Genomic DNA, 8,947 nt, shown 5'->3' with positions numbered 1-8,947 from the left:
TAGCTTGAATTGCGTCGAGTGACGACGGTATGGACCTCGGGACTTCATGAGCCTTCTCCGTTCAAGGCCCATCGAGCGTATCAGTTTTTCACGCCCGCCTGGTCCAGCCGGTGGGGTTCACTCCAATCCGGGGTCAGTTTTGGAAGCCGTTTGACACCGGACGGCTAACCGGAATCCCCGCGCGATGAAGATACTTGCTGGCAGTGGCCGATACCGCAGAGTGTGTTAGTGGCGATTGTGGCGCCAAGTGCCGCCAAAAAAGCAATCGGCTTTGAACGTCAGGCCGACCGTTCTTGAGGTAATCCACGATCGCCTCACCGACGACGGGGGCCAACGGATAGGTGGTGCTGTGCTCGGCCTTACGCCCGCGCACATGCAGCCGATCGCGCTTCCAGTCGACATCGTCAAGCGTTAGCAGCGCGACTTCACGGGAGCGCAGCCCATAAACGGCCATTAGCAGCAGCATGGCGTAGTCGCGCCGGCCAACCACCGTGCGTCGGTCCACCTGATCGAGCATATCCTGGACCGAACCCCAACTAATCGATCGTGGGATATCGGCCAGCCGATAACGTTGAGGTATCTCGACCAGCTTGCTGATGTCGCGCTGAAGGACGTATTCCCGATGCAGGTATCGCAGGAAGACCCGTAGGATGCTGGCGAGACTGACCATCGCGGTGCGGCCGAAATGCGCGGCCTGTGTCGTGATGAAGGCCGTCACCACCGGTAATGTAAGCGACATCGGATCGCATCCTATATCGCCGAGATGCCGCTCAAAGACGCGCAGGTAATGCCGGTAATGCGCGATGGAGCCTGGCCGCAACCCTCGTTCATCGCGGAGATAATCGAAGAAGCCTGGAACCTGGACCGCAAATGGATCGGGCAGCTGTGTGAATGTCGGCAGCAGTCGCTCCCGTTTTGATCTCAATCAGCAACGGGCGTTTCCCTGCCCGCTTGACGGTTGCGTCGACCTCGTAACCAAGCGAATGGCCTGGCTTTTCGATCTTGATATCCCGTTCTAGCAACCGTTCCTGCAACGCGAGCCATACAAGTCCCTGCTTTCGGGAGACGATCTTTTCCTCTTGGGGGCCGGTCGCTCCGATCACATAGGTTCCGCCCTTCTCGTCGGCGCCGAGCCGGTAACCGACGTCTACGGCTGTCGGTGCGGGAGAGCTCGTAGACCTCGCCAGTGCGCAGGCTCGCACGAACCGCGATGTCATCGATCGAATAAGATCTGATTTCTCGTCGAGTGCCGCGACCAAGAACCAATCCCGCTCGATCCCTGTTGGCGATACTTCAACATCAAGCGGCGTCAGCCCCGTCCTTAATGCGAACGCGGAAGATGAGATTCCCTCCTCAGTCTCGCCGTTCTTCTGAAGTTGCCCTTGCCTTAGAAGATAGTAGCGACCGTGTGCATCAACGGCCACCGCAGAAAGCGAATTCGGGTTTCCGGCCTGTCGAGGTTCGTTGATCTCGACGGTCCAACTCTTTCCCGACGGATCATGACCGAGTTCCGTCCGAATTCGACCATCGGGCAACTCGATCACACGAAAGACAAACGGGCCATCCGGCACCCATTTAATGCCTCTACGAGCGATTGACCCCTCGAGCACTGCAGCACGCCAGTGGTCGAGTTGGCGTCGGGTTTCATGGGGGTCGATCACAAGACGCAGCGTCGTTTGCGCGAGCCCGACCCGCTTTGCCAGCTCATCGTAGCCTGGATTGAAGTTGGCGATCGCGGCAACCGACCAATCGATGAGCGCCTCGAACGACAACTTAACCCCTTGCTCCGCAGACATCACTGCCGCGAAAGGCGAGCCTGCGATCGTGGGGCCGCGCTCTGCAACATAGGCGGCGTGAACCGGCGCCGCGGGCTGGTAGGTGTCCAACTTGACGATGAAGTCGCCGGAGCGATCAATTCCGACTGTGTACGCGAGTTCATGAGGCGAGGATTTTCGGGGGTAGATGCGCCACCAAGTGTAGCGTGAGAAGTGTTGCCCCTGATTGATCACGGCCATTCGGCCGTCAGCCCGGCCGTCGGGAAAGAGCTTGGCTTGGAGTGCCTCCGCCCATGCTTTTGTCGCCTGATAGGGCTCACGCAGACGATCGCGAGCAGCAATCTGATCGGCTGTTTGCGCCCACGGCGTGCCGCCATATTTTTCTAGAAGGCCGAAATGTTCGAGGCGAATTCCAGAGTCCAACTATTCCTCCCTAATCACTCCGTCGCGGATCTGGGCTTTAGTGAATTCTTTTGCGCCAAAGCAGACAAGGCTCTTGAAGCTTGGCAGTGAAAATTATCAGCGACGGCCAATGTCAACGAAATTTGCGAAACCCGGCCTGCAGACGGGTATATTTGGCATCTTACAACTTTTCAAACTGGAGCGATTGAAATACGGTGGAAACCGCTCGAATACAGATACGTCTTCGTCTTCCACGTTTTTTCACACCGTGATCAATAATTTCGGGAGGGATGAATGTTCGTACGCATCACTGTTCTTATGCTTTGTTTGACGTTGGGTTGCACAGCGGCGCTTGGCGCCGACCCGCGATGCGTCACCACTTCATATAACCCATCCTTCGGAGTCCCGCCGGGATACACAGAGGACCAAGGTTTCAAGGGGCGCTTCGATTATCCCAGCACCACAAGCGAAGCGGTGCCGGATTTCGTGTCAAAGATTGATTTCCGGACCGACTGGCGCGCCTACATGAATGCGGTTCTAGATTACGCTTTCGACGGCAACGAGGACGGCACAGAGGCGGGGGTTTCTAGGGCGTTCCATGTTCAAGACAACAACAAGCGCAATTGGTACCACGGCCTCTGGATGGACCGGACAGCTACGGGGCGAGAATTTCTGCATGGGCTCACGGCCGAGCGGCCTACCCTCAAAGATCAGCTCAAAGAAGGGGTCGACGGGGGTGATCAGACGTGGGCAGTAGGATTTTACAATGAGATCGGCGCGACAACGTTTGCAAAAGTGTTCAGGGAACCATGCCAACCGGATCTAACCGACATCTTATTTCCGGTCGGCACCGTCTCATTCAAGCTTTTGTTCAGCAGCGTGTCCGACGACAAGGTGCCGTACTTAAAAGGTGCACCAACCTGGGACGCTGATATTGATCGGGTGGTCGCGCACAAAGCGACCCGCGTGCATCAGGAAGTTCATCTCGTCCAGCTTGATATTGCTGTTCGAGATCCGCGGGCGGGTACCAGCGGATGGGTGTTTGCAACATTCGTCTACAGCAAGGATGTGGTATCAACGGACCCCTGGCGTAAGCTCGCGCCCGTTGGACTGATGTGGGGCAACGATGCACACGCCGAGGTCGATCAGCCCGTCACGCAGAGCGTGATAAACACTGATCTGAAGGGCGTTACCTACGGTTGGCCAAACCGTTCGGTCATGGGGTGGCAGGGGCGCCTGAACGGGCCGCTCGACAACCTGAATTCTTCCTGCTTGAGCTGCCATGGGAGTGCTCAGTTCCCACGCAGCCTCCTTCTCGGAAATGTACCAAGCAAAGCTGTCGACCCCGATCCGAAGAATAGGACCGCCTATGGCGAGCGGCTGAGGACCTATTTCAGAGATATCGCGCCCGGTGAGGTCTTCGATTCCCTTACGCGATTTTTCAACGACAATACGAACAGGACATTGGTCCACGCGATCGGTCTCGACTACTCGCTACAAATCCAGACAGGGCTGGAACATCTATGCCAATCAGCGAAAGATGGGGAGAAGCCGTTCGACGTCGTCGACGTGCCAACCGTGTGTGTCCCCTCATCGTGGACAGCAACGCCCTTGTTCACGAACGTCAAGGATCAGGCGACTCAACGCAAGGAACTAGAGAACGTCGATTGGAATGCGCTCAACGCTGCCATTAGGTGATAAAAGGGGTAGGGGTGCCCGTGCGCCCAGGGTCGAGACGGCGCCGTCCAATCTGCGACACGGCGCCAACGCCGGGTGGCCGATACACTCGACCTACGCTCTCGAGCCTTCGACAGAATGAAGCTACTTTGGGTCATTGGCGAAGTAGCGGAGCGGTCGCGTCCGCTTCTCGCCTCATGCACGAACATGACGTAATCGCGGGAGCGGTGGCACCTAAGATGTGGCGGCGATGTTCGAACATGTAGCCGGCTGGCTGTCCCCCGACAGGATGAAGAACGGGCTCACGATCGACACCGGGCCCAGGCATCGAACGGAGGACAGCCATGCAGCAGTATATCGGTCTCGACGTATCCATGAAAGAGACGGCAATATCGATCCGGCAGGACGGCAAGAGGATTTGGCGGGGCAAGTGCGCGTCCGACCCGCAACTGCTGGCCGCAGTGATCCACAAGCGCGCACCGCATGTCCGGCGGGTCGTGTTCGAGACTGGGCCGCTGTCGGTGTGGTTCTACCATGCGCTGACGGCGGAGGGCCTGCCCGTGATCTGCATCGACGCGCGGCATGCCAAGGCCGCGCTCGACATGGCCGCGAACAAGACCGATGCGAACGATGCTGATGGCTTGGCACATCTAGCCGAGGTCGGCTTCTACCGAGAGGTTCGGGTCAAAGGTTTCGACAGCATGCTGATCCGCACGCTCTTTGCGAAACTCACCCATAGAAGGATAAGTGTGAAGCTGCCAACCCTTGCCGCCCATACGGCGATTAGCAATGTAAAGCATCAAAAGCCGCGCCTCTTTGGAATTGCTTTGCAAGGCGACACCTCGGCTCACGCTGCCGCGCGACATTTCACTATTGCGGTTGACTGATTTCCGGCAATTCCACACTGCCATTTATGCGACTTTTTAAGCACAAAAGGCGAACATGGAGAGGCGCGATGTGTATTAATGGTCGGGGACGTGCCGAAAACGGACAGTCTCTTTCGGGAGGATGGACGAGAAAGGGTGCCAGCCGAACTCCCCAGTTCGCACATTCAGAAAGCTGACATCCTCCCTCGAACAGTCCATGTGTAACATTGCTGATCTTTGACACATTGGTTGAGCTGACCTAGGCGCCAATTCCGAGCCACATAGAATGGTGCGATTCGCTCGGGGCATGGGTTGGATGGGAAATTTTCTCTCGCTTGACGCGTATGTCGCGTTCGTCTTCGTGGTGCCCGGCTACATCATCACGTCGTTTCGGGCGCACTTCATTACAGATCAGAGGCTGGACGGGCCTGACTATTTCGTTCGCCTCTTAACCTTAAGCGCCTTGAACTTCCCCCTGTCCGGCTGGGTGATCTATCTCGTGATGAATTCCAATACCGACCTAAAAATCCGGGCGCTCGCGTGGGGCTTCGTCCTACTCGCCGCGCCTGCCATCATAGGTTTCGCGAGCGGCATCACGTCGAAGGCCGGCTGGCTCCGAAAAATCTACGGATGGTTCGGGCTTTCCCCCATCCACGTGATTCCCACTGCCTGGGACTATCAGTTCTCCACGATGTGCGGCTCGTGGGTGTTCGTCGTCCTCAATGACAACACGACATTCGCCGGTTATCCGCGGAGACGGGAATGATCGCGCCAGGACCAAGCCTTGCGGCGGCGTTTGGTTGGCCCAAAACGAACTCGTTGCGGTGACCGTCAGCTACTTGTCGCTTCCTCCTGTCCGGCTCACAGCCTATCGAACACCGACCCCATCCTCGGGCTGAACATACGCTCGTATGTTTTTAAGAGAAAGCCATCGGTCATGCCAGCCACGTGGTCGCAGATCACCCGGACCCCTCCGCCTTCGGCATTATAGAGTTCAAAGGTCTGGCGCGGGAGGAATGCCTTCGGTTCGGAGCGCAGCGCCTCGAACACGGCGACCACCATCTGCTGTCCCTTGAATTCCAGGTGCTGTACTTCCGGGCTGAGGATAACGATCTCATAGACGAGCTTCTTAAGTGCCTTGAGAAGAGCGCGAGCCTCCGGTCTCATGCTGGCGCGGAATCGGATGAGCGGCTCCTGAAATTCAGTCAGCTCCTCGATTGTACAGTGCTCGACGAAGTACCCGACTAGACGGCTGATTGCGTGCTTCCGGTCTGCGCCCCCGCCAAACAGCATCTTGACCATCGTTGCGTACACGTTGTTGTCGGAGCCCTCCCGCCTCCTCGAGTTTACCCAATCGAGGTGGTGGCGGCAGGCTTCGGGCGACAAGTAGCTCTCGAACTCATCGACTGCGATGAGCGACAAGGCCAGTGAATCCTCGAGATCATGAACGCCGAAGGCGATGTCATCGGAAAGATCCATGATACTGCAGTCAAACGATTTGTGCAGCGCGATCCCATGCTGCGGTTCGGGCTCCTTCCCTTCGGCCCCCTTGATCGGTGCCGCGTCCTCGCACGACATAAAAAGGTCCCGGTCTGTTGGCGCCATAATCTCCAAGATCCACTCGACGGCTGTTTTCTCGCTATCCATGTGACACTTGGGTGGCTTGGACCAGTTGCGATCGATAAGCTTCAGGACGGATGGACTCTCGATCAGCCTCGGCTTGCGGTCAGGGTTCGCCAACCGAGAATACGCTACCGGATATTTGAGTGTGCCAAGCAGTGTGCGGCGGGTGAGGTCTGAGCCGTCTCCCTTAGAGAATTTCTCGAGCCTTGTCAGGATCCGCAGCGTTTGGCCGTTGCCCTCGAACCCACCATCTTCCGCCATGCAGTAGTTCAGCGCAACCTCTCCGCCGTGCCCGAAAGGCGGGTGGCCCAGATCGTGGGTCGATCCGATGGCCTGAATGAGGGCCAGGTCGGGGAGGTATGGTACAGCGGAGTGTCCTTCGTTGTCCTTGGTGAGCTGCCGCGCCACGCTGCCGGCGATCTGGGCCACCTCGAGTGAGTGAGTGAGGCGCGTGCGATAGAAGTCGCTGTCGCCAAGGTTCAAGATTTGGGTCTTACCCTGCAGTCGCCGGAAGGAAGCCGAGTGTACGATACGGCCGTAGTCGATGTCGGCGTCGGACCGCGCATCGTTGTCGTTCTTCTTCCACTTGCTCCGACGTGATTCCCAGCCCATGGTACCTCCTATTGACGCCGGTCTAGGGATTGCGCCGCCATCCCACCGACGATACCTACAGCGTCAACCACTGAAGACCCTTCAGTTTCGCCAGTGACGCGAAGTCCTCGAGCGGCTCCAGAAGTACATAGTTGGCTCCATTCGGGTCTTTAGTAGAGCCATATTTGATCGCAGCGAAACCAGCAGATCGAGCACAGTCGGCAACAAATCGCGAGAAGACGTACTGCTTCTTCAGCCAGCCAGTGCCTGTGCGCGGGGCTGACAGCAAAGCCGATGCAGCTATCGCCGCGAGAGTTTCGAAGGATGTCCAATCTTCATCCAGATCGACTAGGTCGAGGACTTTCATATCCGGTAGATTCAGGCAAATCTCCGCTACACAGATCTCTGTATCCTTAACTCCGATTTCCATAGCAGCCGTGCGGGCTTTGTCACCAAGGTACAGCATCGGCGTGCCCGCGTGGTTGAATCGGCCCTCTCCTACGATTTCGGCGGGGGCGGGACCGAAGGACATGAGTTCGTCTTCGCGTTGCCCTCGCACGACAAGGCTTTCCCGGGTCCGTGCGCGAAAAAGGCTGCCTGGCAAACGGACAGGTATTGTGCTCGACGCATGGGAGCGGACCTGTTCCAGCACCTTCCTCGAGAATGGGTGCTCAAGCGTGAGGAACGGCGTCAGATTGCCTAGGGTGGTCAGCTGCTCGATTGCTACCTCGATGTGAGGTACGTCGCTGAACCGGTGCTCGAAAATCCACATGTTCCATTTGATCGACTCATGACAGCGTGGACATTCGATGAAATGCGACAGAGACGAAAACTCCGCCGGCGAGAAGACTTCCCGCATCCTTGATGTGCTGAGGAACGTGTCGACATCGCTGGACATCGTTTGGAACTCGAGATCTCTCAAGACCACTCCCGGCCAATGGGCTTTGAAATCGTCGTAGCAGCTGTCGCAACAAGCGATGCTGGACGAAAAGTACGAGTCCACCTCTTCGGTTACAAAGTCGTTAAACATCCCGATGTCATAGTCCGTCAGGGGAACAAAAGCTCCTATTGCGTCCGCAGGAAGATTTACGGCATCATTTCCGTCGGATGTCACTTTTCTAATCACGCCTGCCGACCATCCAAAAATATTTCGTGTCTCATAGCATTGGTGAGCTACCGAAGTGTCAATCTCCCGCCTTCCCGTCAAAGAGCAAGCGCTCCTCTGCTCTCGGCGTCTGACCGGAGGGCGCGACATGACCCTGTACGAGATCGACGAGACGGCGAGCCGCATCCGGGAAGAAGTGGATCCCGAGGCCAACATCATCCTCGGCGCGACCTTCGACGAGACTCTCAATGGATGGCTCCGCGTGTCGGTGGTCGCGCTCGACAAGACGGCTTCTGTTGCCGCACCAGAAACGGCATTCGATGGTGGACTCCTCAAGGAGCCTTCTAAGATCGATCGGCCTAGTGAACCGCAGGCCACCTACACGGTTCAGAAAATCACATACGAGGGCAAGGGCGTCGTGAACGTATTGCACTCGCGTTACAGCGATGCCAGCGGCATGTGGTTCACCAATGCCAAGTACGATTGCAACAAGGGCACGCTATTTACCCCTTGCCGGTGGTGAGGCTTGGGAAGCCATGTCAACGCGCAGCGCTGATTACAAATGGAGTTACCTTGTGGATGGCTCTTCGGCGACACAGGTAGCGCGGTTTGCGTGCTCGAAAGCCGGGCTGAAACTGCACGTATCGAGTTGACGGGTCGTATGCCGCTGACGGCTTGGAGGGTCCCAACCAGTAGCCTAGCGGTCAGGTAGGAAGTACATTGCTCATTCGCGAATCGTCGCGACGGAGAGCACTCCCATGTCAACTGGTAAAACCCAGCCGGTCCATCCAATCAGCCAGAAACCGGTCCATATCGAAGAAAAGGGCCTGAGCAGCGCGAACCTGCAAACAGCCTTGCAGCAACAGCCGGCGTCTACCGCCACAAGCCAACAGCCGAAGAAGTAGCTA

General features: G+C 57.3%; 7 protein-coding genes and 2 pseudogenes. 5 read left to right on the top strand and 4 right to left on the bottom strand.

The features are described 5' to 3' along the window. Positions 1-133: 133 nt before the first annotated feature. Entirely contained in the window at positions 134-820 is a 687-nt protein-coding gene (locus tag CKW40_RS37840) for a tyrosine-type recombinase/integrase (RefSeq protein ID WP_244571457.1), read from the bottom strand. A gap of 7 nt (positions 821-827) precedes the next feature. Then, the gene (locus tag CKW40_RS37835; protein WP_095204763.1) at positions 828-2,198 is read right to left on the bottom strand and encodes a hypothetical protein; all 1,371 of its coding nucleotides are present in this window, start codon (positions 2,196-2,198) and stop codon (positions 828-830) included. A 273-nt stretch (positions 2,199-2,471) separates the two neighbouring features. Between CKW40_RS37835 and CKW40_RS37830 the strand changes: the two genes are divergently transcribed. The 3 genes and pseudogenes from CKW40_RS37830 (at position 2,472) to CKW40_RS37820 (ending at position 5,486) form a co-directional block, all read left to right on the top strand. After that, the gene (locus CKW40_RS37830) at positions 2,472-3,875 is read left to right on the top strand and encodes a hypothetical protein (RefSeq protein WP_095204762.1); all 1,404 of its coding nucleotides are present in this window, start codon (positions 2,472-2,474) and stop codon (positions 3,873-3,875) included. A 323-nt stretch (positions 3,876-4,198) separates the two neighbouring features. Further along, a pseudogene (locus CKW40_RS37825) lies at positions 4,199-4,573 on the top strand (IS110 family transposase); the annotation flags it as partial. Positions 4,574-5,036: 463 nt separating this feature from the next. After that, complete coding sequence (locus CKW40_RS37820) at positions 5,037-5,486, top strand: DUF6338 family protein (RefSeq protein WP_143748461.1); 450 nt, start codon at positions 5,037-5,039, stop codon at positions 5,484-5,486. Between the two features lie 95 nt (positions 5,487-5,581). Here CKW40_RS37820 and CKW40_RS37815 read toward each other — a convergent pair whose 3' ends face one another. Together CKW40_RS37815 and CKW40_RS37810 are read right to left on the bottom strand one after the other, a co-directional pair. After that, the gene (locus tag CKW40_RS37815) at positions 5,582-6,955 is read right to left on the bottom strand and encodes an anti-phage deoxyguanosine triphosphatase (protein ID WP_095204760.1); all 1,374 of its coding nucleotides are present in this window, start codon (positions 6,953-6,955) and stop codon (positions 5,582-5,584) included. Between the two features lie 55 nt (positions 6,956-7,010). Further along, complete coding sequence (locus tag CKW40_RS37810; RefSeq protein WP_179298264.1) at positions 7,011-8,060, bottom strand: RES family NAD+ phosphorylase; 1,050 nt, start codon at positions 8,058-8,060, stop codon at positions 7,011-7,013. Positions 8,061-8,169: 109 nt separating this feature from the next. On the opposite strand from CKW40_RS37810, the pseudogene CKW40_RS37805 reads away from it, so the two are divergent. Together CKW40_RS37805 and CKW40_RS44165 are read left to right on the top strand one after the other, a co-directional pair. Continuing rightward, positions 8,170-8,346: pseudogene (locus CKW40_RS37805) on the top strand (cell division protein FtsZ); the annotation flags it as partial. Positions 8,347-8,797: 451 nt separating this feature from the next. After that, a complete protein-coding gene (locus CKW40_RS44165) occupies positions 8,798-8,944 on the top strand; it encodes a hypothetical protein (RefSeq protein ID WP_179298263.1) in 147 nt (48 codons plus the stop codon). The last annotated feature ends 3 nt before the right edge of the window (positions 8,945-8,947 follow it).

Source organism: Mesorhizobium carmichaelinearum, from assembly GCF_900199455.1.
Lineage (GTDB): Bacteria > Pseudomonadota > Alphaproteobacteria > Rhizobiales > Rhizobiaceae > Mesorhizobium > Mesorhizobium carmichaelinearum.
Note: the sequence above shows the minus strand (reverse complement) of the source record. Positions and strands in the feature narration are given on the sequence as shown.